Source organism: Blastococcus sp. HT6-4, from assembly GCF_039679125.1.
In the GTDB taxonomy this organism is placed as follows: Bacteria; Actinomycetota; Actinomycetes; order Mycobacteriales; family Geodermatophilaceae; genus Blastococcus; species Blastococcus montanus.
This window is the reverse complement of record NZ_CP155551.1, coordinates 564,314-586,670: the sequence shown is the minus strand read 5'-3', so window position 1 is coordinate 586,670 and position 22,357 is coordinate 564,314. Positions and strand designations below refer to the sequence as shown.

Genomic DNA, 22,357 nt, shown 5'->3' with positions numbered 1-22,357 from the left:
CGTCGTGACCGCCGCCGGCGGATCCACCGGCACGGCCGTCGTCCGAGCCCTGCTGGCCCGGGGGGAGTCGGTCCGTGCGGTCGTCCCCTCGCGTCGGCCGCGCCCGGAGCTGGACGGGCTCGGCGCCGAGGTCGTCCTCGGGAACCTGACCGGCGACCTGTCCGGGGTGTTCACCGGCGCTGATGCGCTCTACCTGATCTGGCCCAACTTCGACCCGGCGGAGGCGACCGGCGCCCCCGCCGTGCTGACCGCCGCCGCGCGCGCCGGGGTTCCCCGGCTCGTCTACCACTCGGTGCTCCGTCCGCAGGCCCGGGCGATGCCGCACCACGCGGCCAAGGACCGGGTCGAGGAGGCCCTCGACGGCGCGGTCGCTGGGACGGCCGCACGGTGGCGGGTGCTGCAGCCCTGCGCCTACGCCGACAACCTCGACGGGCAGCTGGCCGGAGCCGTGGCGAGCGGCGAGCTGCCCAGCCCCTGGGGTCTGGAACAGGCGCAGTCCTTCGTCGACCTGCGGGACGTCGCGGACGCGGCCGCCGTGCTGCTCACCGAGGACGGGCTGGACAGCGGGACCTTCGAGGCCGTGGGGCCCGAGGAGCTGACCGCACCCGACGTCGCGGCGCTGCTCTCCGGCCACTCCGGGCGGCCGGTCACCGCCGTCGACGTCGCAGCGACGGACGACGGCAGCTACGCCGGCCGCTGCCGCGTCGCGATGTTCGACTGGTACCGCGCGCACGGGTTCACCGGCAGCCCGCGGGTGCTCACCGGCCTGCTGGGGCGGCCGCCGCGCACGTACGCCGAGCACCTGGCCGATCTCCCCACCGGTTAGTTCCTCTATCGGGGGAATCCGCTCGCACGGCTACAGCCGCCTCCGACGGATGCCGATACCCGTTCGAACCGCCGCGCCCGCGGTGCACGTTCGAAGGGAACAGATCCATGGCACTTCTTGAAGGACTCGCCGTCGCCATCGCCAAGATCACCGGCGCCGGCACCGCCGCGCAGGTGGCCACCGGCCTGGGTATCGCGGCCGCCGGCGTGACGGGCGCCGGTGCCGCCGGCGCGCTGCCGGCCCCGGTGCAGGACGCCGTCGCGTCGGCCATCGAGACGGTGACGCCCTTCGACGTGACCGGGTCCGACGTCGCCACGGTCGCGGAGAACTCGTCCGGCGACAGCGTCGCGGTCGACGCCGACGAGACCGAGGAGGTCACCGAGGCCGTCGAGACCGAGGCCGTCGAGACCGAGGCCGTCGAGACCGAGGCCGTCGAGACGGAGGCCGTCGAGACCGAGGAGCCCACCGAGGGCGGGCCGGCCGCGGACCACAGCCGCGGAGAGGGCACGGTGGCCAAGGCCACCCGCGAGGCCGAGCGCGAGGCCGCCAAGGCGGCCCGCGAGGAGGCGAAGGCGGACCGCGAGGCCGCTCGCGAGGCCGAGAAGGCCGCCCGCGAAGCCGCCAAGGAGCAGGAGAAGGCGCTCCGCGCAGCCGAGGAGGCCGCCCGTGAGGCAGCCGAGGAGGCCGAGGAGGCCGCTCGCGAGGCGGCCGAGGAGGCCGCTGAGGAAGCCGCTGAGCAGGCGGAGAAGGACGCCGAGCGGGCAGCCGGGGCCTGACCTCCGCCGTCAGATCGGGACGTCCTCCACCGGGGCCCACGCCAGGCCGGTCGCCTGGTCTGCCGTGGGCACCCGGGTGGGCGTCCCGCCGGCCCGGCGGACCGCGTCGGCGAAGTGCACCGCGTCGATCGTCGCCGCTCCGCCGGGATCGTTGTTGAAGTAGACGAGGACGTCGTCGTCCGGCCCGTACGTGGCGGCCAGCCGATCGGCCCACAGCTGCAGGGTCTCGGGTCGGTACCGCCAGTTCTCCACCCCGGTGTGGAACCGCAGGTAGCCCCAGTCGGTGGTGCGCCACAGCGGCGCGATGGGCTGCTCCATCCGGTCCGCCCAGCACAGCGCGGCGCCGTAGCGCTCCAGCAGCGCACGGATCTCATCGGTCCACCAGGACTCGTGCCGCGGTTCGACGGCCACCCTGGTGCCGGCCGGGAACTGGGCGAGGCACTCGCGCAGCAGCTCCGGGTCGGCCTTCAGCGTCGGCGGCAGCTGCACGAGGATCGCGTCCAGCCGGTGCTCGAGGCCCTCCGCGCGGCCGATCAACCGGGCGACCGGCTCCTCCGGCTCCCGCAGCCGCTTGATGTGGGTGAGGAAGCGGCTGGCCTTGACCGCCCACCGGAAGTCCGGCGGGGTGCGCTCCCGCCACTTCACGAACGTGTCCCGTTCGGGCAGCCGGTAGAAGGCGGCGTTGCTCTCCACGGTCGCGAAGTGCGCGGCGTAGTGCTCGAGCCAGAGCCGCTGCGGGAGCTTCTGCGGGTAGAAGCGGCCGCGCCAGTCGCGGTACTGCCACCCCGACGTCCCGATGATCACCGTCACGGTCAGCCGCCTACCCTCCCGGTTCATGGCTGACGCACCCGCCCGGTTCAAGGACCTCTGCCTCGACGCCCGTGACCACCAGGCGGTGGCCGACTGGTGGGCCGCGGCGCTGGGCTACGTCCGCAAGGACGTGCTCGACGACGGCACCCCGCGGGAGCGCGACTGGCCGGCGCTGCTCATCGACCCGGCGGGCGCGGGACCGGACATCTGGATCAACCCGGTGATCGAGTCCAAGTGGGTGAAGAACCGCATGCACCTCGACGTCGTCGGCGACCGGGACGCCCTCGTGGCGGCCGGCGCCAGGATCGTGCGGGCGCGAGGCGGGGACATCGACTGGGACGTGCTCGCCGACCCCGAGGGCAACGAGTTCTGCGTCTTCGCCCCGGAGTGAGGTCGGCGGCCGTTCCCGCGAACGCCGACAGGGGCGGCCCCGCGATGCGGGACCGCCCCTGCCGGGCAGTGCTGGTGCTACCGGGAGGACGGACTCAGAAGTCCATGCCGCCCATGCCGTCGCTGTTCGGCATGGCCGGGGCGTTCTTCTCCGGCTTGTCGGCGATGACGGCCTCGGTGGTGAGGAAGAGCGCCGCGATGGAGGCGGCGTTCTGCAGCGCCGAGCGGGTCACCTTGGCGGGGTCGATGATCCCGGCGGCGACCAGGTCCACGTACTCGCCGGTGGCGGCGTTGAGGCCCCAGCCGGTCTCCGAGTTGCGGACCTTCTCCGCGACGACGCCACCCTCGAGGCCGGCGTTGATCGCGATCTGCTTCAGCGGCGCCTCGAGCGCGACGCGCACGATGTTGGCACCGGTGGCCTCGTCACCCTCGAGCTCGAGCTTGTCGAACGCGACGGTGGTGGCCTGCGCCAGGGCGACGCCACCACCGGCGACGATGCCCTCCTCGACGGCGGCCTTGGCGTTGCGCACCGCGTCCTCGATGCGGTGCTTGCGCTCCTTGAGCTCGACCTCGGTCGCGGCACCGGCCTTGATGACGGCGACGCCACCGGCCAGCTTGGCCAGGCGCTCCTGCAGCTTCTCGCGGTCGTAGTCCGAGTCCGAGCGCTCGATCTCGCTGCGGATCTGGTTGACCCGACCCTGGATCTGGTCGGTGTCCCCGGCACCCTCGACGATCGTCGTCTCGTCCTTGGTGACGACGACCTTGCGGGCGCGGCCGAGCAGCTCCAGGCCGGCGGTGTCGAGCTTGAGGCCGACCTCCTCGCTGATGACCTGGCCACCGGTGAGGATGGCGATGTCGCCCAGCATGGCCTTGCGGCGGTCACCGAAGCCCGGGGCCTTGACGGCGACGGACTTGAAGGTGCCACGGATCTTGTTGACCACCAGGGTCGCGAGGGCCTCGCCCTCGACGTCCTCGGAGATGATGGCCAGCGGCTTGCCCGACTGCATGACCTTCTCCAGCAGCGGGAGCAGGTCCTTGACGGTGCTGATCTTCGAGTTGACGACGAGCACGTACGGGTCGTCGAGGACGGCCTCCATGCGCTCGGCGTCGGTGACGAAGTAGGGCGAGATGTAGCCCTTGTCGAAGCGCATGCCCTCGGTGAGCTCGAGCTCGAGGCCGAAGGTGTTGCTCTCCTCGACGGTGATGACGCCTTCCTTGCCGACCTTGTCCATCGCCTCGGCGATGAGCTCGCCGATGGCCGGGTCAGCGGCGGAGATCGACGCGGTGGCGGCGATCTGCTCCTTCGTCTCGACGTCCTTCGCCGTGGAGAGGAGGTAGTCGCTGACCGAGGCGACGGCAGCCTCGATGCCCTTCTTCAGGGCCATCGGGTTGGCGCCGGCGGCGACGTTGCGCAGACCCTCGCGCACGAGCGCCTGGGCCAGCACGGTGGCGGTGGTGGTGCCGTCACCCGCGACGTCGTCGGTCTTCTTGGCGACCTCCTTGACGAGCTCGGCCCCGATCTTCTCCCACGGGTCCTCGAGCTCGATCTCCTTGGCGATGCTCACACCATCGTTGGTGATGGTGGGCGCGCCCCACTTCTTCTCAAGAACGACGTTCCGGCCACGGGGGCCGAGGGTCACCTTGACGGCGTCGGCGAGGGTGTTCATCCCTCGCTCGAGGCCGCGGCGCGCCTCTTCGTTGAACGCGATCATCTTGGCCATGTGGTGATGTCCTCCGAGCATGGATCGCTGCACAGCCGGGTTGGTGCCCGCGACGGACGACACCAGCGCCGTGGACGCTCCTTCGGCCCACTGACCGGTGCCTCACCGTTCCGACCTGATTGGCACTCGGGAGACCCGAGTGCCAGAAAGGAGTCTGGCACTCGACCCCTGCGAGTGCAAGGACGGGGGGTCCCCCGGACGAGCGGAGGCCCGGACCCCGAGGGTCCGGGCCTCCGTGGAAGGCGCTGCGATCAGGCGCTGCGGACGGCGTCGGCCTGCGGGCCCTTGGCGCCCTGGACGACCTCGAACTCGACGCGCTGACCCTCGTCGAGGCTCTTGTACCCGTCCATCTGGATGGACGAGTAGTGGACGAAGACGTCCTGCCCGCCGTCGACGGCGATGAAGCCGAAGCCCTTCTCGGCGTTGAACCACTTCACGGTGCCCTGTGCCACGTGTGCTCCCACGTTTCGTGCGTGCGGCCACCCCGTCGCTGTGAGGGGGCGGGGTCTCGCTCTTCCGCCCGCCGAACACGAACGTGGAACTCGAACCGCGCGAGAACGTACAACAGGGAATGCCTGGTCGCGGCACATCGATGCCGGACCGTTGCCCGGATCGGGCGACGTGCCGGTCGCCCGGTCGGCGGGCCCGCCGTCAGCCGATGAGACCGGCCGCCCGCACCGACTTCAGCGACGGCTCCACCCGGTGGGTCGGGCCGACGACCGGCTCCAGCGGGTCGAGGGTCTTCAGCCCCTCGCCGGTGTTGAGGACGACGGTCTCCTTGGCCGGGTCAAGCCGCCCGTTCTCCACCAGCTGCCGCAGGACGGCGACGGTGACGCCGCCGGCGGTCTCGGCGAAGACACCCGTGGTCCGGGCGAGGTCGCGGATGCCCTGCACGATCTCGTCGTCGCCCACGCGGCCCACCGCCCCGCCGGTCCGGCGGATGGCGTCGAGGGCGTACGGGCCGTCGGCGGGGTTGCCGATGTTCAGCGACTTGGCGATCCCGGTCGGCTTGACCGGCTTGACGACGTCCCAGCCGTTGTCGAACGCCGTGGCGATCGGGTCGCAGCCGGCCGACTGGGCGCCGAAGATCGTCCACTCGGTCGCCTCGACGATGCCCGCGGCGGTCAGCTCGCGGAAGGCCTTGTCGACCTTGGTCAGCAGCGAGCCCGACGCCATCGGGATGACGACCTGGGCCGGGATCCGCCAGCCCAGCTGCTCGGCGATCTCGTAGCCCATCGTCTTGGAGCCCTCGGCGTAGTACGGCCGCACGTTCTGGTTGACGAAGGCGGTGTCCTCGAACTCGTCGGTCTCGGCGAGCTCGCTGGTCAGCCGGTTGACGTCGTCGTAGGAGCCGTCGACGGCGACCAGCGTCTGCCCGTAGACCGCCGACTGCACGACCTTGCCCGGCTCGAGATCGGCCGGGATGAAGACGAACGACGGCAGGCCGACCCGCGCGGCGTGGGCGGCGACGGAGTTGGCCAGGTTGCCTGTGGAGGCGGCGGCGATCTTCTTGTAGCCCAGGCCCTTGGCGGCGGTCGCGGCGAGGCTGACCACGCGGTCCTTGAAGGAGTGGGTGGGGTTGGCGCTGTCGTCCTTGACCCACAGCCCGCCGGTGAGGCCGAGCTCGGCGGCCAGCCGCTCGGCGCGGACCAGCGGGGTCATCCCCGGGTCGAGGGAGACGCGGTCGGCGGGGTCCTGGCCGACCGGCAGCAGGGCGACGTAGCGCCAGATGTTCTGCGGCCCGGCCTCGATCTGCTCGCGGGTCACCGCACGCATGATCTCGGGGTCGTAGTCGACCTCCAGCGGGCCGAAGCACTCGGCGCAGGCGTGCTCGGCGATCAGGCCGAACGTGGCGCCGCAGTTGCGGCAGACGAGCCCGCGGGCCGGACAGGGCGGGGTGGGGCCACCGGCGGAGCTGTCGGCCTGGGCGGAACCGGGAGCGGTCAGAGTCATGCGACGACTACCTCCTCATCTTCCCCGCGTCGGGCCGTCGAGCCGCGCGGGACGGAATTGGCACCTCCCGCTGGCGCGTACGCGTCAGACGGCGGTTGCCGGGGCTTCATCGGGCCGTGTCCCTCTGCCCCTCTGGATGAGTGAACGCCCGGAATGGTACCCGCCGCCGGTACGGCGTCTCCCGGTGGACAGGATGTGGGGTGTGGCAGCCCGCATCGTCTACACCGACCTCGACGGCACCATGGTCGGCCCGCGCGGCTCGTTCTGGCACAGCGCCGGCCGCGAGCTGACCGACGGGCCCGCCGGCGCCCTGCTCGACCTGCACCGGGCGGGGGCGGCGCTGGTGCTGGTCAGCGGCCGCACCTACGAGCAGGTCGTGGAGGCCGCGCGCATCTTCGCCGCCGACGGCGCGATCGCGGAGCTCGGCGCCACCATCGGCTGGGGCTCCGGGCGGAACACCCACCGCCTGCGCGGCGAGCTGCCCGAGGAGTACGGCGACCGGACGCCGATGGCGGTGATGGCGCAGCTGGGCGTCGTCGAGGAGCTGATCGCCGCCCACCCCGGACGGCTGGAGTGGCACGACCCGTGGCACGCCACCCACGACACCGACGCCCTGCTGCGCGGCCGGGTCGACCCGCTGTCGGTGGACGCCTGGCTGGCCGAGCGGGGTGCGGGCTGGCTGACGCTCAAGGACAACGGCGCGATCCCGGCGACGTCCCGGTTCGGGCTGGACGACGACCCGCTGCCCCCGCGGGTGTACCACCTGATGCCGCGCGGCATCTCCAAGGGCGCGGCCATCGCCTGGGACCTCGAACGGCGCGGCCTCTCCCCCACCGACGCGATCGCCATCGGCGACAGCGTCAGCGACCTGGACATGGCACCCGCCGTCGGCAAGCTCTGGATCACCGCGAACGGCGCCGCGGTCGACGGCATGACCGCCCTGATGGCCGCCGTCCCCAACGTGACCGTCACCGACGGCGCGATGGGCGAGGGCTGGGCCCAGGCGGTGCGCGCCTCGCTCTGATCCCGTCACACCCCCGCTCTAGCCTGCTGCTGTGGCCGAGGGAGCGCACGTGCTCGTGACGAGGAACGGATACGACGCCATTGCGGAGAAGTACGCCGAGCTGTTCCGCGCCGAGCTCGACGACGCTCCGCTGGACCGGGCGCTGCTCCGTGGGTTCGCGGAGCTGGTCAGGCGGGACCACCCCGATGCGCAGGTCCTCGAGGTCGGCAGCGGGCCCGGCGCCGTCTCGGCTCACCTGCACCAGCTCGAGCTGCAGGTGTCCGGCATCGACCTGTCGCCCGCCATGGTCGACATCGCGCGCCGCGAGCATCCCGAGGTCAGCTTCGACGTGGGAGAGATGAGCGCCCTGGACCGTGCGGACGCCGGTCTGGCCGGTCTGGTCGCCTGGTACTCGCTCATCCACGTCCCCGGCCCCCAGCGGCAGGGGGTGATCGATGAGTTCCACCGGGTGCTGCGGCCGGGCGGCTACGCGCTGATCGCCTTCCAGGTCGGCGACGACACGTTGCATCTCGACGAGGCCTTCGGCCAGGCCATCTCACTCGACTTCCACCGCCTGCAGCCCGATGCCGTCATCGCGCTGCTGCACACCGCGGGCTTCGAACTGACCGCTCGAGTGGTGAGATCGCCCGAGTCGACCAGCCGGGCGACGAAGGTTCCGCAGGGCGTGCTCATCGCTCGGAAGCCGTCCTAGCTGGTGACGTCGCGGCGGGCGAAGTGGCGGAAGCCCAACGCGGTGAAGATCGCGATGTAGACCAGCGACTGGATGACGCCGCGGAACAGGTCGTCGGAGTCGACCGGCGTCTGCAGCAGGTCGGTCCAGGCGAACTCCTCCGCCGTGGGGAACCAGTCGCGGATCGAGCCGAGCTGCTCCACCTGGTCGAGGATCGCGAAGACGAACATCGTGAACACCGCGCCGCCGACGGCGGCCAGCGGCGCGTCGGTGATCGTGGAGAACCAGAACGCCAGGGCGCCCACGACCAGCAGGTGAACGGCGAGGTAGCCCAGCATCCCGGCCAGCCGCAGCATCCCGTCGGCCTGGTCGATCCCGACCCCCACCGGCGTCGTGATGTCTCCGAAGCCGAAGGCGATCCCGCCGGCGACCACGGCCACCGCCGCCAGCGTCAGCAGCGCCGCCACCGACTGCACCAGCGCGGCCAGCCACTTCTGCCGGAGCAGCCGCATGCGCGGGACCGGGGTGGCCAGCGCGTACCGCAGCGACCCCCACTGGGCCTCGACGGCCACGGTGTCGCCGAAGAACAGCGCGTACACCACGACCAGGAAGAAGCCGGTCGTCGCGAACAGCACGAACAGCGTGAAGTTCAGGCCACTGGCCGTCGCGACGTCGACCAGGTTGATCCGGGTGTTCTCGGCCGCCTCCTCGCTGGCGCCCAGCTGCAGCGCCGCGATGAGCACCAGCGGCAGCGCGACCATCAGCGCGAAGACGCCGATGGTCCGGCGCCGCTTGAACTGCCGGCGCAGCTCCACCGACAGCCGCAGCGTCCGCTCCGGCCGGTAGCCGGCGACCGCGCCGGTCGGCTGCACGTGCTCGGTGTCCGTCACCCGGGTCGCGCTCATGACTCCCCCACCAGCGCCAGGAAGGCGTCCTCGAGCCGTCGTCGCGGCGTGAACTGGTCGACGGCGATGCCCGCCGACACCAGCGCCTGGAGCACGTCGGCCCGCCGGGCGCCGTCGAGCTCGGCCACCAGGCCGTCGTCGGTCCGGCCGGCGGTGACCCCCGGCAGGGCGGACAGGACGGCGATCGCCCGGTCGGTGTCGGCGTCGTCGGCCAGGCCGACCAGCACCGCGCCGCCGGCGCCGACGATCTCCTCCACCGTGCCCTGCGCGATCTTCTGCCCCTTGGCCATGACGACGACGTGGCTGCAGGTCTGCTCGATCTCGCTCAGCAGGTGGCTGGACACGATCACCGTGCGGCCGGTCGCGGCGTAGTTGCGCAGCACCTCGCGCATGGCGTGGATCTGCGGCGGGTCCAGCCCGTTGGTCGGCTCGTCGAGGACCAGGAGGTCGGGCAGCCCGAGCATGGCCTGCGCGATCGCGACCCGCTGGCGCATGCCCTGGCTGTAGCGGCGCACCGGCCGGTCCAGCGCCGCGCCGAGCCCGGCGACCGCGATCGCCTCCTCCATGTGCGCGTCCTCGGCCGGCCGGCCGGTGGCGGCCCAGTAGAGCGTCAGGTTGTCGCGGCCGGACAGGTGCGGCTGCAGACCGGTCCCCTCCACGAACGAGCCCAGGCGGGACAGCACCGGCGCGCCCGGCCCGGCGGCGTGCCCGAAGACGCTGATCCGCCCCTCGGTCGGCCGGATGAGGCCCATGAGCATGCGCAGCGACGTCGTCTTGCCCGCACCGTTCGGGCCGAGCAGGCCGAGCACCTGGCCACGGCGCACCTCGAACGAGAGATCCCGGACGGCGACGAAGCCGTCCTTGTAGGCCTTGGTCACTCCGTCGAAGCGCAGCGGCACGTCCTCGCCGTCGGGCTCGACGTGCGACACCAGCCGACGCCGGCGGGCGCCCCACCACAGCGCGGCGAGCCAGCCCAGCAGCGCCAGGCCGGCGACGGCGCCCAGCAGCGCCCACCAGCGCAGCGATCCGGCCGCGGCCTCGCTGCGCCCGTCGACCTGCGGGACGGCGAGCGTCGTCCCGCCCGCGGCGACGCCGTCGGCCGTCTCCGCGGAGGCCAGGCCGACCGAGTAGACGGCGGCCTCGTCGGGCAGCGCGAACGCCTGGTCGGTCGAGGACACCACCAGCCGCATGGTGTGCCCGGTCTCGAAGCGGTGCACGATGCCCGGCAGCGTCACGCTCACGCGGGTCGGCGAGGACGGGTCGGCCGAGAGACCGGTGAGCGACAGCGGCGCCACGAGCCCGCCGGGCAGGACCATGGCCCCGTCCGGGCCGACGTCGTAGAGCTTGGCGAACAGGGTGGCCGACCCGTCGGCCGAGGCGATCGCGAAATCGACCGTGGAGGAGCCGACCACCTCCACCGGGGCCTCGAGCGGCTCGCTGTCGAAGGCGGCGAACTGGCCCGGGATCTCCACGGCCGCGCCGCCGAGGGCCGCCGTGAGGGCGCCGAGCCCGGGCACCGTGGTGAGCGCCGCGGGGGTGCCGCCGGCCGGGGTGACCAGCGGCTGCAGCGGCCCCTCCAGCGCGACCGCGCGCCGGTCGGCCGGCTCGGCCCCGTCGAGGCCGGGGTAGCGCTCGGCGACGACGGTCTGGCCGCCGCCCTGCACCCGGCCGAGCGTGGCGCCCAGCCCCGTGGGTGCAGGGAACTGGAAACCGGTGCCCGGGTCCTCCCCCTGGCCGCGCAGGTGCCAGTCGAACCACCCGGCCACCTGCTCCCGCAGCTCCTCCTGCTGCCGGCCGGACGACGACGCGTCGTGGCCGCCGACGAACCAGACCACCTTGACCGGGGTGCCGTCGGCGGCGATGCCGCGCGCGTTGGCGTCGGCGTGGCCGAGGCCGAACAGCGAGTCCTGGGTGCCCTGGATCAGCAGCGTGGGCACGTCGATGCGGTCGAGCACCCCGGCGGGGCTGCTGCGGTCCAGCACCGCGGCGACCTCGGGCGTGAGCGTGCCCGAGGCGGCGGCGGTCTGGTAGGCGGCGCAGACGTCGGGCTGGAACCGGCCGCAGGTGAGCAGCTGCTCGACGGCCTCGGGGTTCTCGGCGGCGCGCTCCAGCAGCTCTTCGGGCAGGGCCACCGGCGTGCCGCCGGCGGGGCCGCCACCGGTCGCGGCCCCACCGCCCAGCGCGTCCAGCAGCCCGCCCGACGCCGAGCCGATGCCGAAGAACAGCCCCGACCACAGCTGCTTGTAGACGCCGCTGTCCGTGGTGGGCGGGACCGCGGCGACGGTGTCGGCGTCGATGTCGCCCTGGAAGTCGGGGAAGAGCGCGGTGGTCAGCGAGTGCCAGGTGATCTGCGGCGCGATGGCGTCGACCCGGTCGTCGTAGGCCGCACCCAGCAGGGACAGCGCCCCGCCGTACGAGGCGCCGGCGACGCCCACCCGCGGATCGCCCTCGGCGTCGAGCTGCACGTCGTCGCGCTCGGCGAGGAAGTCGAGCAGCGTGCCGAGGTCGGCGACCTCGTAGCGGGGGTCGTTGAGCCCGATCCGGCCGGTGCTCTCGCCGAACCCGCGGGCGGAGTAGGTGAGGACGACGTAGCCGCGCTCGGCGAGGGCGAGCGCGTCGTCGGCGACGGAGCGCTTGCTGCCGCCGAAGCCGTGCGCCAGGACGACGGCCGGGGCGGGCTCGGCGGTGTCCGGGAGGTACAGGGTGGTGTCGAGCTCGACCGCGTCGGCACCGGAACCGGATGCGACCCGCGCCTCCTCGGTGCCGATCTCGGCGGCACCGGCCGGTGGCGCGAGGACCAGGAGCCCGGCGGACGAGGCGAGGGTGAGCAGGGCGGCGAGCGTGGTGCGCGCACCGGGGCGCGGTCGACGACGCACGAGCCCGCGGGGGGAGCGCACGAAGCGCCCAACGGCCGAGGGTGCGCCGGTGTTCCTCGTCTGCCGGCCGAGCCGCGTCAGGGCTGCCAGTTGCCGGTCGCCACGACGACCAGGCCCGGGGCCGGCACGTCGGCGACGTCGAAGAAGCGCGGCGCCGGCCCGGCCAGGTCGGGGAACTGGTCGATCAGCTGGAGCGCGGCCTGCCGCTGCTGCTCGTCGCCCTCGGTGAAGAAGACGGTCGAGGTGGCGACGTCGGTGCCGGGGTACGCGCCGACGCCCGGCGACTCCCAGCCCGCGGCGACGACGACGCCGGCGATCTTCCCGGCGAGCCCGTTGACGGTGGTGGCGTTGAGCACGGTGACCGGCACCCGGACCGGGGTGGTGACGGCGGGCTCCACGACCACCGGCTCGCTGGTCAGCGGCGGGAGGGTGGCGACCGGTGGGGTGGCCGGGGCCGTGGTCGTGGCGACCGGCGTCCGCGCGGCGGCCTCCTGGGACTCACGACCGGTGACGGTGTAGACGCCGAGGACCACGAGCGCGACGACGGCCATGGCGACCAGGCTGTGGAGCACGCGGCGGGGCTTGGGCTCGGGCTCGTCGTCGAAGAGGACGTCGGGCTCGCCGCTGCGCTTGGCGGCCTTGCGGCGGACGGCGTCGGCGGCCTGCCGTTCGGCCCGGTAGGCGGCACGGCCGCCCTTGACCGGCCCGGTGCCCGGGCCGGCGACCACTGCGGGTGCCTCGCCGCTCATCGCCTCGGCGTCGACGTCGTCGTCTGCGCGGGCCGCGGCGCCCCGCTCGGGGATGGCGGTGGTGGCCGGTGCGATCGCCGCGGGCACGACGTCCGGCAGGGCGTCCAGGTCGAGCCGGGAGCGACCGGTGTCGCCGGTGCGGGAGGGCTTGGTCCAGTCGCCGTAGGACGAGGACGGCGCTCCGGCCGGGGTGGTCTGCCGAGGGACACGCGGCGCGAGGGGCACGCGGGGGGCGACGGTGCGCCCGGCCACGCCCTGGCCCGGCCCGGTGGTGTCGAGGGGCTCGTCGTCGAGCCAGGCGCCGGCGGCGACGGGAGCGAGCACGTCCACCGCACGGGCCGGCGCGGCCACCTCGATCCGCGACTCAGGTGCCGGCACGGCCTGGAAGGGGGCGACGCTGGTGCGCGGCGCGGGGGTGGCCACGGGACGCGAACCGGCCGGCACGGGCGGGAGCGGCAGCCGCGAGCGGGGCACCTGCCGCGGGGAGTCCGCCGCGGGCACGTCCAGCAGCACGTCGCGGGACCGCCCGGCACGGTCCCGGCCCGGGGCCGTCGGGTGGTCGCTCAGTTCAGCGGCGCCGGGCCACGACCCGTCGAGAGGGTCGGTCCTGCGCCGCCCAGCAGCTGCAGACGCGTGCGCCCGCTCCAGTCCGTCACTGCCTGACGCGGCGTGCCTGCCCACGGTGACCGAATCTAATCGATGTGATTCGCTTTGCCCAGGATTTGCGAGGACCGGCTTCGTTGCCGCGCCGTCCGCAGTCGACGCAGCCGCCGCACCAGCAGCGGATCGGCAGCCAGCGCCTCGGGACGGTCGACCAGGGCGTTCAGCGCCTGGTAGTAGCGCGTCGGCGTCGTGCCGAAGAGGTCGCGGATGGCCGTCTCCTTGGCGCCCGCCCGTCGCCACCACTGGCGCTCGAAGCCGAGCATGTCGTGCTCGCGCCGCGTCAGGCCCACCGTGCCGACCTGCGCGGAAGCCTCCCCTGACCCGTCGGCCCGGGGCGGGGAGACCACGGGGGCTGGGTCGCTGGTCATCGGTCCTTCATCTCCTGCCGCGCTGCGCGTGCCCGGGGACCCCGGGCGGCTCGGGACCGACCGTAGCCCCGGCCACCGACGTTTCCGCCCGACCCGCCACGCCGTGCCCGTCACCGGCTCAGGGCCCGGCCACCACCGCGTCCCGCGCCGCCCGCCGGGCACCGGCCCGGGCGTGTCGGAGGGTGTCGGCCGTGAAGATCGCGAGCGCGACCCAGACGATGACGAACCCGGCCAGCCGGGCCGGGGGCATCGGCTCGTCGTAGACGAAGACGCCGATCGCCAGCTGCATCAGCGGCGTCAGGTACTGGAGCAGGCCCACCGTCGACAGCGGGATGCGCCGGGCCGCGGCCGCGAAGAGCAGCAGCGGCACCGCCGTCGCCACCCCGGCGCTCATGAGCAGGAGGGCGTGGCCGGCGCCCGCCGTCGTGAACGTGCCGGTCCCGCTCTCGTGGAGCACGGCCAGGACGACGACGGCGGGCACCGCGACCAGCGCCGTCTCGAGGAAGAGCCCCGGTGCCGCCTCGACGGCGACCACCTTCTTCATCAGCCCGTACAGGCCGAACGTGAGGGCGAGGCTCAGCGCGATCCACGGCGGGCGCCCGTAGTCGACCGTCAGCACGGTCACGGCGACGGCGGCGATGCCCACGGCCACCCACTGCACCGGCCGCAGCCGCTCGGCGAAGACGACGACGCCGAGGAGCACGCTGACCAGCGGATTGATGAAGTAGCCGAGGGAGGTCTCCACGACCTGGCCGGAGTTCACGCCGTACACGAAGATCAGCCAGTTCGCGGCGATGAGCACGGCGGCGCCGGCGAGCACCAGGAGCGTCCGGCGGCTGCCGACGGCGGCGCGCACGTGCCCCCAGCGGCGGACGGCGGTGAGCAGGACCCCGATGAACAGCAGCGACCACAGCACCCGGTGCGCCACGATCTCCAGGCCCCCGGCGGGCTCGAGCAGGGGGAAGTACAGCGGGAACAGGCCCCAGAGCGCGTAGGCCGCGAGCCCGGAGAGCACACCCAGGCGACGCTCGTCCACGGCGGCACCGTACGCCGCTCCGCGCGCCCGGCCGTGCCGCCGGTCAGCCGGTCTGGATGTAGTCGACCAGCTGCGCGCGCTCGGCCTCGAACTCGTCGAGCCGCGCCTTGACGACGTCGCCGATGGAGACGATGCCCACGAGGACTCCCCCGTCGACGACGGGGACGTGGCGGACGCGCTGCTCGGTCATCGTCCGCGCCAGATCGGTGACGGCGGCTCCCGGTGCGCAGGTGTGGACGTGGGCCGTCATCACGCTGGAGACGGGCTCGGCCAGCAGCCCCGCGCCGCGGTCGTGCAGGCCGCGGGCGACGTCGCGCTCGGAGACGATGCCCTCGACGTGCCGGCCGTCGGACGAGACGACGAGCGCGCCCAGCCCGTGCTCGGCGAGCAGTCCCAGGACGGTCCGGACGCTCTCGGACCCGTCGACGGTGACAACCTCGTGGCCCTTCCTGCGCAGCACCTGGCTGATCTGCACGGCGGTCTCCTCCCGGCGCGGTGGCGGCAGTCTGCTCCGGATTCCCGCGACGGACAATGCCGAGCCGGCCGGGCGTCCCCGAACGCCGCGACGGCATACCGTCGAGGCGTGTCCACCCGGCGCCCGAACCCGCTGCAGTGGGTCTGGTACGCCCTCGGCGGGCGTCTCCCCCGCGAGCTCTCGCCGTGGGTGCTGGCCGACACGACGCGGCGCACCTGGGTGTGGCGGCACCTGTCCCGGGCGGTGGTCCAGCTGCTCCCGTTCATCGTCGTCTGCCTGCTCGTCGTCCCGGTCCCGCTCGTCTACCGGATCTCCGCGGCCTTCGGCGGCCTCCTGCTGGGCCTGCTGTTCTCGCTGGCCTACATGGTCGAGACCACCGAGCACCGGGTGGTCAAGGCCGGGTACGAGCCGGGGACGGCGGCCCGGGTGCGCGCCGAGCGGGCGGAGCGCGACCGGCTGGAACGGTCCGCGCGGTACCGCCGCGACGGCGCGGGCAGCTTCGACTGAGCCGACGAGGGGACTCGAACCCCTAACCGCCCGATTACAAGTCGGGTGCGCTACCAGTTGCGCCACGCCGGCGGGACATGGGAACAAGTCCCGGGACAAGTCTAGGGACAACGCAGGGGACAACTCGGCGGCGGCGTCCGGACGGCGAGCCCGGGCGCGGGCTCGCGTCGTGGTCGACGGTCGCCATCTTGGTCAGAGGTCCCGCCACCTCGCGGGCAGCGCGGCGAGGGCGGCGTCAGGATCCCAGCCGGCCGGCCGATGCTCTGCGTACCGCCAGGTCCGACCGCCCTCGATCCACGCCCGCCGGGCGAGGCCCACCTCCTCGGGTCCCCAGTCGTCGAGCCCCGACTCGCTCTCGCAGCAGGAGCAGATTAGGTACTGCGGCTCGCCGACGAAGTAGCGATCGTCCTCCTCGTCGAAGCCGCACACCCGGCAGAACGTCTCCCGCGTACCGATCACCACCGTGTCGATCGCGTTGAGCTGCCGGCTGAGCTTCTCAACCTCGTCCCCGGTCCAGCGCCGCGGCCGCGGCCGACCGCGGAAGCGCCGTGCGGGTAGCTCGACCGACACGTTCCCGTCCGGCGTCCTGCGGGCGCCGTCGAGCAGCTTGAAGGGCTCTGACGCCCCCAGGTCGATGGAGTCCCACAGGGCACTGCCCATGACCTCACCGGTCCGGCGCACCACGACGCCGTCGTGCTCCGCCGCGACCACGAAGTGCAGGGCGCTGACGTCCTCGGCGTGCACGACCACCCGGCCGTCCGGCCACAGGTCTGCGAGTACCCGCGCGGCCGCCGCTGCGGCTCGGCGCATCAGGTCCTCGGTGGCGTCCACTTGCCCGCCTTCTCGTCGAGCGAGGTCCGTAGTCGACCGAGGGCGTGGAGCACCTCGTCGCGGTGCTTCGCCTGCTTCATCCACGCCGGCAGGTACCAGGCCAGCCCCGACGGCCCGTCCGGCCGCTCCCGCAGGGTCGCGCCGACGTAGCCCTCGAGGTAGTCCAGATGCGCCTCGTTGTTCGCCCACAGCAGGTGACCGCCGCAGCACTCGGTGCGCAACCACAGCGGCACACCGAAGCGGCCGTCCCGCCCCTCGGCGAGCTCGTACTCGTCGTCCTTCAGGTACTGCCCGGTATCCGGGTGCAGCCAGTACCCGTGGTCCCGCCGCAGCGCGACCGGCCGGCCGGCGACCAGGACATGCTGCCGGTCCCCCGACCACTCCCGCGCCAGCGTGCAACTGGGGCACAGGAGCCGAGCGGCACAACGACCGGTCGCCCTCACCGTCGCACGACTCCCGCACCGCGGGCAGACGACGAACACCGGATCTCGCCAGGACAGCTCGTCCGGCTCGCGGAACCGCGTCGGCTGCCCACCCTCGGTCACCGCGGGACCGTATCCCTGACACGCGGCCCTTCACCGCACCGGCGCGGCACATCACCTCCAATCGGGGGCCGGTGCGAGCAGAGCCCGGGCATCGCCACGCTGCTTCTGCCACCGGCGCGGCACATCACCTCCTTCGGTGCGCCGGTGCGAGCGGCGGGGCGGGGTCGCCTCGGCGCTGCTGCGTTCATCTCTGTTCAGTTCGTCGGAGCGGAGCCCGGCGGGCGGTTGCCGTCCAGCCCGCCTTCCTCGAGCCTGGGAGGAACAGTTGCGTCAGCGTCCTCGACGTCAATGGGCTCCCCAAGATCCACGAGAGAGCGTTTGGCAGAACGAAGTCAGGCGACGGGGTCGGCCTCCGCGGCGACCCGTTGGCCAGCTCCCTCGAAGACGTTGAAGGTCAGGGTGTCGCCAGCGAGCACGGTCGTCACATCGAGACCGCTCGCCAGGACGGCCTCCGCCTCCGAGTGGTCCGACGCCGCGACGACGCCTAGCACGGTCTCGCCATCCAGCACTGACAGTTCGGTCGCGCGGGCCGCGGTCCGCAGGATGACGGAACGCGCCTCCGTAGGGTCCCGCGTGTCTACATCGCCGGCCCGCCTCACGGCCACCGAACCGGACCCAGTCTCCAGCAGGCTGCGGAGCAGACTCCGCCGTCGCGCTCGGGTGAACTCCAGGAGGTCGAGCACCTCCCGCGGGCTGGCGTTGAACTCTGTGCGCCAGCCTGCGATGTGCAGGTCGCCCAGCCACTCCCGGAGCTCGGCATCGCCCATGTCCTGGTCATGGGCGACGCGGCCCAACCGGTAGGCCAGGCGGCGTGACTGGATCCCCGACGTGAGCAGCGCCACCGCCTGCGGGGTGTCCACCCCGAAGCGGATCAGCCAGGCCAGGTCCGGGCGCAGCCGAACGCCGGCGTTCACCTCGGTGAGCCGAGCGTTGGCCTGCTCGACGACGACACCGACCATCCAGCTCAGAAAGTGCTCGAACGCAGTGCTGACCGCGTCGACGGTTTGTTCGAGCCGCCATGGGCCGTCCGAGATCGTGGGCAGCATCTGCTGCGCCAGCTGCGGGATGTCCGCACCTCCCATCCAGGACGACAGCGCCGGCCCGATGGACACGGACACGGCCTCCCCGCCGTTGCGGCGGCCCCGGAAACGCCAGGCGCCGTCGGCTTCGGGAAGAGTGAGCAGCGCCTCAAGCCGGTTCCCACCGGTGAGCAGGCGCAACGTCTCCTCAAGACCCAGGTCCACCGGGTCCTCGAACGGGTCGGGAGCAGCCGGGTAGGCCGCCGTCACTGCACCGACCAGTTCGGCCACGATCTCGTCGAGGCGGACCGCAGTAGACAGCGAGGTGCCACTCGCCGCCCACCGCTGCCGACGGACCGGGTCCGTCGTGCCGTAGGTCTCCTGGACCTGGGCGGCGAAGGCAAGCCAGCGGTCCCGGAGGTCCTGGCTCATCTGCTGATAGCCGAGTAGCCGCTGCACGGCAGCGGCTACGTCGGGCGCCGCGGCGATGGACTCGAGCCGATCGAGCGCCGAAAGGACGAACCACACGTAGACGGCGAAGTCGGCAGCTGGTCCAGGGGGGAGCTTCAGGATGGCGCCGGCCGTCTCGGCGATCAGAGATTCGGCCGCCGCCAGGGAGTCCAGAGCGTCGTCGGACAGCAACGTCGACCTGGCCTCAAGCGCTGCTGCCTCCGGCCGCAGACGGGCGAAGTCGGCCAGCTGCGGGGACTTGTTCAGCGCGAGGACGATCCAGCCCTCGGTCTCCCGTCCTGCCCGGCCTGCCCGGCCGACGGCGTTGAGCAGCCGGGGGGCGTCCAACTTGGCTCCGGCTTGCTGCCCCTCGTACTCCGTCTCGGAGATGAGAACCGTCCGTACCGGGAGGTTGACCCCGTCGGTCAAGGTGCTGGTCGCGACTACGGCCAGCAGTTGGTCGGAGCGGATGGCCTCTTCGACGGCGTCCAGCACGTCGACCGGTAGACCGGCGTGATGGAACGCGACGCCCCGTCGCACGCAGCCGATGAGCGGATGCTCTGGCCCCAGCCTCTCCTCCAGGTAGGCGGCGAGCTCCCGAGTCGCCGGGGCGACCTCCAGCCGCTCCGCGAGCGCCTCCGCGGCGGACCTCGCCAGCGAGCGCGTCGAGACGATCATCAGCAGGCTGCCGGCATGCAGCAGCAGCGAGGCGAAGGAGGCGACCATCCGGTAGACGGGGGTGCTGGCTCCCCCGTCGCGCTCCTGATCACCACCGTCAGCTGCCCGGTTGAGCGCGAGGGTGCCGAGGGACTCACGGGAGACCAGATCTACCGTCTGCCCCTCGGCGGGACGGACCCGTAGCCGGCCGATCAGGGGCACCGTCACGCGCACAGGTCGCTTCTTCGACCTCCGAGCTCGCTGCTCCGCTTCCTCCCACTTCGGCTGCGTGTACAGCAGGGCGTGCATCCGCCGGGGGCCTCGCCAGTCGGACGTGTACAGCGCTTCGGGCTGATCGGGAGCGATCCACGAGGCCAGCGACCCCGCATTCCCCAGGACTCCAGACAGCAGTACCAGCCGCGCATCTCCGGCGCTGAGAAAGCCGAGCAGCGACTCCAGGAGGAAGCCCCGACCGGGTTGAGCGAGTAGATGCGCTTCGTCGATGATGAAGAGGGAGAACCGGTCGAGAACCCCTTGGGGGTCGCGCCTCAGTTGCTGCATGAGTCGCTCGGGCGTCATCACCTCGACATCGCCGCGCCCGCTCTCGGTGAGGTAGGCCAGGATGTCGTCGAAGCTCGCCGTGGTGAAGTCGGGGACATCTGGTCCCAGCTCGCGGTTCAGCACCCGCAGACGGCTGGCCAATGCCTGGCGCATCTCACGGCCCAGGCTCCGGAGGGGAGTGACGTAGCAGACATCGCCGCGCTGCGTCGCAAGATGAGTGCAGATGGTGATCTGAGCCAGCAGCGTCTTGCCCGCGCTGGTCGGGACGGACAACAACAGCCGCCGCGTGGCGGGATCCAAAGGATTCTGCGCCGTGCTAGCCAGGAGGTCGCGCTGCGGTGGCCACAGAGTCAGGACGGCAGGAGAGCCGACGGTGAACGACTGCGCCACGGCTGCGGGGGTGTCCGGCGGAAGTACGGTCCAGATGCTCGATGTCTGCATGCTGTCCGCGATCTGCAGCAGGTGGGCAGCGACCCAGCGTGCGTCGTGGTCCCCCTCCCCAGCGGTCAGGTCCAGCACAGAGACCAGTGCAATCCGAGCGGTCTCCAACTGAGACGCGTCGCCGCTACGCAAGTACGCCAACAGTGCGCTCGTGGCGAGCACGATCTGTTCAGCTGGACCGAACATCGTCGTGACCAGGTTCTGCAGGCCAACCTCGTCGGCGAGCGCAGCGAGCTGGCGACGCCAACGCGCTTGCAGTCGGCTGAGGCGGCGAGGCTCCAGGCCCAGGAAGGCGACGCCCGCCTGTAGGGCCAAGATGTCGATGTTGTCGACGATGTCCTCGTCATCGCGGAGGAGGTCTGTCACCCGGCGGTAGACGGCGGTGGCATTCGGGTCGAACTCCGCGCGTCGGTACCCCACCTGGGCCGCGAAGGTCAGTGTGAGTCGGTCGTGACGGCCCCGCGTGAGATCGTTGAGCGCGAGATCGAAGATGTGCGCACTCACAGCGAAGGCCCGCCGCTGTCTTGGCCGGGAGTACAGCTCCGGCGCCTGGGTGGCGGAGGCGACGCCGTGGAGGTACCAGGCCGGCCGAAGCAGTTCGTCGGTGACGGTGAAGTCGCGCCGGAACGCCTGAATCTCGACGTTCGCTATGAGGGCGGTCAGCTCCTCGACTGTCGGGAGCACCCCGGGGGTGTGGGTGCCGAGCGCCTCATCGAGCAGTTCGCGGTTCAGAGCGCGTTCCACACGAACTTCCTCACGTTGGCGGCGAGGTCGACGTAGTCCTCGACAGTGAAGAGCATGCCCTCGAGCTGCCCGGGCGCGCCGAACTTCTTCAACTGGGTGCCCATCGTCGAGAAGCAGCGCTTGGGCGCTGGCGAGCCCGAGGTGACACCCACCCCCACACCGGCGCGGCTGTCGGCCTCCTCCCAGAGGTCGACGAGCTGTGCGATGAGTTCGCCGAGTGCGCCGTCCTTGTCGGAGTGGATGCCGGTCAGCTGGGCGAGGTACCGGTCGCCCTCGGTGCGCAGTTGCCCGTAGGCATCGCGGACGGTCTTGTCCACCTTTCCGGCACCGGCGTGCTTCTTCAGCTCCCAGAGGCGGAAGACCAGCGGCGCCCCGTCGGTCTCGTACACGATGAAGCCATCGGGGCCGGGCTCGGTCACGGAGAACTTGGGCGGCTCGAACAGAACGATCCTGCGGGGATCGTCAGACCGCTCACGCATGAGGAGGTACCAGAGCCACTCGGCGACGTGGCCCTGGACATGATCGTCGCTGCCCGCCTTCTCCGTGGTCCCGAAGACGCTCCGCGTGAAGGCCAGGAGCCGCCGTTGAACCGCCGCGCTCGCCGGAGTGCCACTGAGGACAGCAGCGCGCCACTCGTCGTAGACCGGGGACTTGCCGCAGCGGGATCGCATGATCGCGTCGGCCACGAGCCAGGCGACTGCCGCGCGCTCTTCGTCGCTGAGGCTCGCGAGGGTCACGAGCCGCCAGCTGCACTTCCCCGCTGACGGGCTCCCCTTCGTCGTCACGGTGAGGAACTGGCTGATCTCATCGCCGTGTTCGGCCGCCACCTCAGCCGCGCGCGCGGCCGTCACCGGTGCGGTGTTCCCCGTGTTCGACATCCCTCTGACCGTGCGTCCGATAACCGCTTCAGCATCTGGTGCAAGAGCACTGAAGATCCTATGTGGCCCGAACGCCGTCGGTGGTTGCTCCGTAGCAACCAAAGCGTGTCGTGGCCTGTGGCTCGCTGGCGACGCAGTGCCGATCGCGACGCAGTGCCGATCGCGACGCAGTGCCGATCGCGACGCAGTGCCGATCGCGACGCAGTGCCGATCGCGACGCAGTGCCGATCGCGACGCAGTGCCGATCGCGACGCAGTGCCGATTGCGACGCAGTGCCGATCGCGACGCAGTGCCGATCGCGACGCAGTGCCGATCGCGACGCAGTGCCGATCGCGACGCAGTGCCGATCGCGACGCAGTGCCGATCGCGACGCAGTGCCGATCGCGACGCAGTGCCGATCGCGACGCAGTGCCGATCGCGACGCAGTGACGCGACGCAGTGCCGATCGCGACGCAGTGCCGATCGCGACGCAGTGCCGATCG

General features: G+C 72.4%; 20 protein-coding genes, 1 tRNA gene and 1 riboswitch. Of the genes, 6 read left to right on the top strand and 15 right to left on the bottom strand.

Annotated features, from left to right (window positions below):
• Window positions 1-4: 4 nt before the first annotated feature.
• Window positions 5-826 carry an NmrA family NAD(P)-binding protein gene (locus ABDB74_RS02760; protein ID WP_346621564.1) on the top strand — a complete coding sequence of 274 codons (822 nt, stop codon included), beginning with the start codon at window positions 5-7 and terminating at the stop codon, window positions 824-826.
• A gap of 107 nt (window positions 827-933) precedes the next feature.
• On the top strand, window positions 934-1,602 hold the full coding sequence (locus tag ABDB74_RS02755) for a hypothetical protein (RefSeq protein ID WP_346621563.1): 669 nt from the start codon (window positions 934-936) through the stop codon (window positions 1,600-1,602).
• 9 nt (window positions 1,603-1,611) lie between these two features.
• Here ABDB74_RS02755 and ABDB74_RS02750 read toward each other — a convergent pair whose 3' ends face one another.
• Window positions 1,612-2,412: a DUF72 domain-containing protein gene (locus ABDB74_RS02750; RefSeq protein ID WP_346621561.1), complete on the bottom strand. Its 801-nt coding sequence runs from the start codon at window positions 2,410-2,412 to the stop codon at window positions 1,612-1,614.
• Window positions 2,413-2,437: 25 nt separating this feature from the next.
• On the opposite strand from ABDB74_RS02750, the gene ABDB74_RS02745 reads away from it, so the two are divergent.
• Window positions 2,438-2,803: a VOC family protein gene (locus tag ABDB74_RS02745; RefSeq protein ID WP_346621559.1), complete on the top strand. Its 366-nt coding sequence runs from the start codon at window positions 2,438-2,440 to the stop codon at window positions 2,801-2,803.
• Window positions 2,804-2,897: 94 nt separating this feature from the next.
• On the opposite strand, the gene groL is transcribed toward ABDB74_RS02745, so the two are convergent.
• From groL to thrC, 3 genes are all read right to left on the bottom strand, one after another.
• Complete coding sequence (gene groL, locus ABDB74_RS02740; protein WP_346621557.1) at window positions 2,898-4,523, bottom strand: chaperonin GroEL; 1,626 nt, start codon at window positions 4,521-4,523, stop codon at window positions 2,898-2,900.
• Between the two features lie 251 nt (window positions 4,524-4,774).
• Window positions 4,775-4,975: a cold-shock protein gene (locus tag ABDB74_RS02735; protein WP_346621555.1), complete on the bottom strand. Its 201-nt coding sequence runs from the start codon at window positions 4,973-4,975 to the stop codon at window positions 4,775-4,777.
• A 199-nt stretch (window positions 4,976-5,174) separates the two neighbouring features.
• Window positions 5,175-6,476 carry a threonine synthase gene (thrC, locus tag ABDB74_RS02730; RefSeq protein ID WP_346621554.1) on the bottom strand — a complete coding sequence of 434 codons (1,302 nt, stop codon included), beginning with the start codon at window positions 6,474-6,476 and terminating at the stop codon, window positions 5,175-5,177.
• A 12-nt stretch (window positions 6,477-6,488) separates the two neighbouring features.
• Window positions 6,489-6,619: riboswitch (SAM riboswitch) on the bottom strand.
• Between the two features lie 59 nt (window positions 6,620-6,678).
• On the opposite strand from thrC, the gene ABDB74_RS02725 reads away from it, so the two are divergent.
• The gene (locus ABDB74_RS02725; protein WP_346621552.1) at window positions 6,679-7,500 is read left to right on the top strand and encodes an HAD family phosphatase; all 822 of its coding nucleotides are present in this window, start codon (window positions 6,679-6,681) and stop codon (window positions 7,498-7,500) included.
• Window positions 7,501-7,531: 31 nt separating this feature from the next.
• Window positions 7,532-8,191 carry a class I SAM-dependent methyltransferase gene (locus ABDB74_RS02720; RefSeq protein WP_346621551.1) on the top strand — a complete coding sequence of 220 codons (660 nt, stop codon included), beginning with the start codon at window positions 7,532-7,534 and terminating at the stop codon, window positions 8,189-8,191.
• On the opposite strand, the gene ABDB74_RS02715 is transcribed toward ABDB74_RS02720, so the two are convergent.
• From ABDB74_RS02715 to ABDB74_RS02690, 6 genes are all read right to left on the bottom strand, one after another.
• Window positions 8,188-9,075 carry an ABC transporter permease subunit gene (locus tag ABDB74_RS02715; RefSeq protein WP_346621550.1) on the bottom strand — a complete coding sequence of 296 codons (888 nt, stop codon included), beginning with the start codon at window positions 9,073-9,075 and terminating at the stop codon, window positions 8,188-8,190. The two genes, ABDB74_RS02720 and ABDB74_RS02715, sit on opposite strands and share 4 nt — an antisense overlap.
• Complete coding sequence (locus ABDB74_RS02710) at window positions 9,072-11,972, bottom strand: alpha/beta fold hydrolase (protein WP_346621549.1); 2,901 nt, start codon at window positions 11,970-11,972, stop codon at window positions 9,072-9,074. Before ABDB74_RS02710 ends, ABDB74_RS02715 begins: the two co-directional genes overlap by 4 nt.
• Before the next feature lie 56 nt (window positions 11,973-12,028).
• Window positions 12,029-13,213: a LytR C-terminal domain-containing protein gene (locus tag ABDB74_RS02705; RefSeq protein WP_346621547.1), complete on the bottom strand. Its 1,185-nt coding sequence runs from the start codon at window positions 13,211-13,213 to the stop codon at window positions 12,029-12,031.
• A 179-nt stretch (window positions 13,214-13,392) separates the two neighbouring features.
• A complete protein-coding gene (locus tag ABDB74_RS02700) occupies window positions 13,393-13,731 on the bottom strand; it encodes a DUF3263 domain-containing protein (RefSeq protein WP_346621546.1) in 339 nt (112 codons plus the stop codon).
• A gap of 118 nt (window positions 13,732-13,849) precedes the next feature.
• Window positions 13,850-14,767 (bottom strand): EamA family transporter RarD, encoded by a 918-nt coding sequence (gene rarD / locus ABDB74_RS02695; protein WP_346621544.1) that lies wholly within the window; start codon window positions 14,765-14,767, stop codon window positions 13,850-13,852.
• A 43-nt stretch (window positions 14,768-14,810) separates the two neighbouring features.
• Entirely contained in the window at window positions 14,811-15,242 is a 432-nt protein-coding gene (locus ABDB74_RS02690) for a CBS domain-containing protein (RefSeq protein WP_346621543.1), read from the bottom strand.
• Between the two features lie 108 nt (window positions 15,243-15,350).
• On the opposite strand from ABDB74_RS02690, the gene ABDB74_RS02685 reads away from it, so the two are divergent.
• The gene (locus ABDB74_RS02685) at window positions 15,351-15,749 is read left to right on the top strand and encodes a DUF5313 family protein (protein WP_346621542.1); all 399 of its coding nucleotides are present in this window, start codon (window positions 15,351-15,353) and stop codon (window positions 15,747-15,749) included.
• Here the strand turns inward: ABDB74_RS02685 and ABDB74_RS02680 are convergent.
• From ABDB74_RS02680 to ABDB74_RS02660, 5 genes are all read right to left on the bottom strand, one after another.
• Window positions 15,749-15,821 (bottom strand) — tRNA-Thr (locus ABDB74_RS02680). The genes ABDB74_RS02685 and ABDB74_RS02680 overlap by 1 nt on opposite strands.
• A gap of 120 nt (window positions 15,822-15,941) precedes the next feature.
• On the bottom strand, window positions 15,942-16,580 hold the full coding sequence (locus tag ABDB74_RS02675; protein WP_346621541.1) for a hypothetical protein: 639 nt from the start codon (window positions 16,578-16,580) through the stop codon (window positions 15,942-15,944).
• The gene (locus tag ABDB74_RS02670; protein WP_346621539.1) at window positions 16,559-17,125 is read right to left on the bottom strand and encodes a hypothetical protein; all 567 of its coding nucleotides are present in this window, start codon (window positions 17,123-17,125) and stop codon (window positions 16,559-16,561) included. Before ABDB74_RS02670 ends, ABDB74_RS02675 begins: the two co-directional genes overlap by 22 nt.
• Before the next feature lie 332 nt (window positions 17,126-17,457).
• Window positions 17,458-20,997, bottom strand: a complete 3,540-nt coding sequence (locus ABDB74_RS02665) for a DEAD/DEAH box helicase (RefSeq protein WP_346621538.1) — start codon at window positions 20,995-20,997, stop codon at window positions 17,458-17,460.
• Entirely contained in the window at window positions 20,982-21,875 is an 894-nt protein-coding gene (locus tag ABDB74_RS02660; RefSeq protein ID WP_346621537.1) for a hypothetical protein, read from the bottom strand. Before ABDB74_RS02660 ends, ABDB74_RS02665 begins: the two co-directional genes overlap by 16 nt.
• Window positions 21,876-22,357 lie beyond the last annotated feature (482 nt).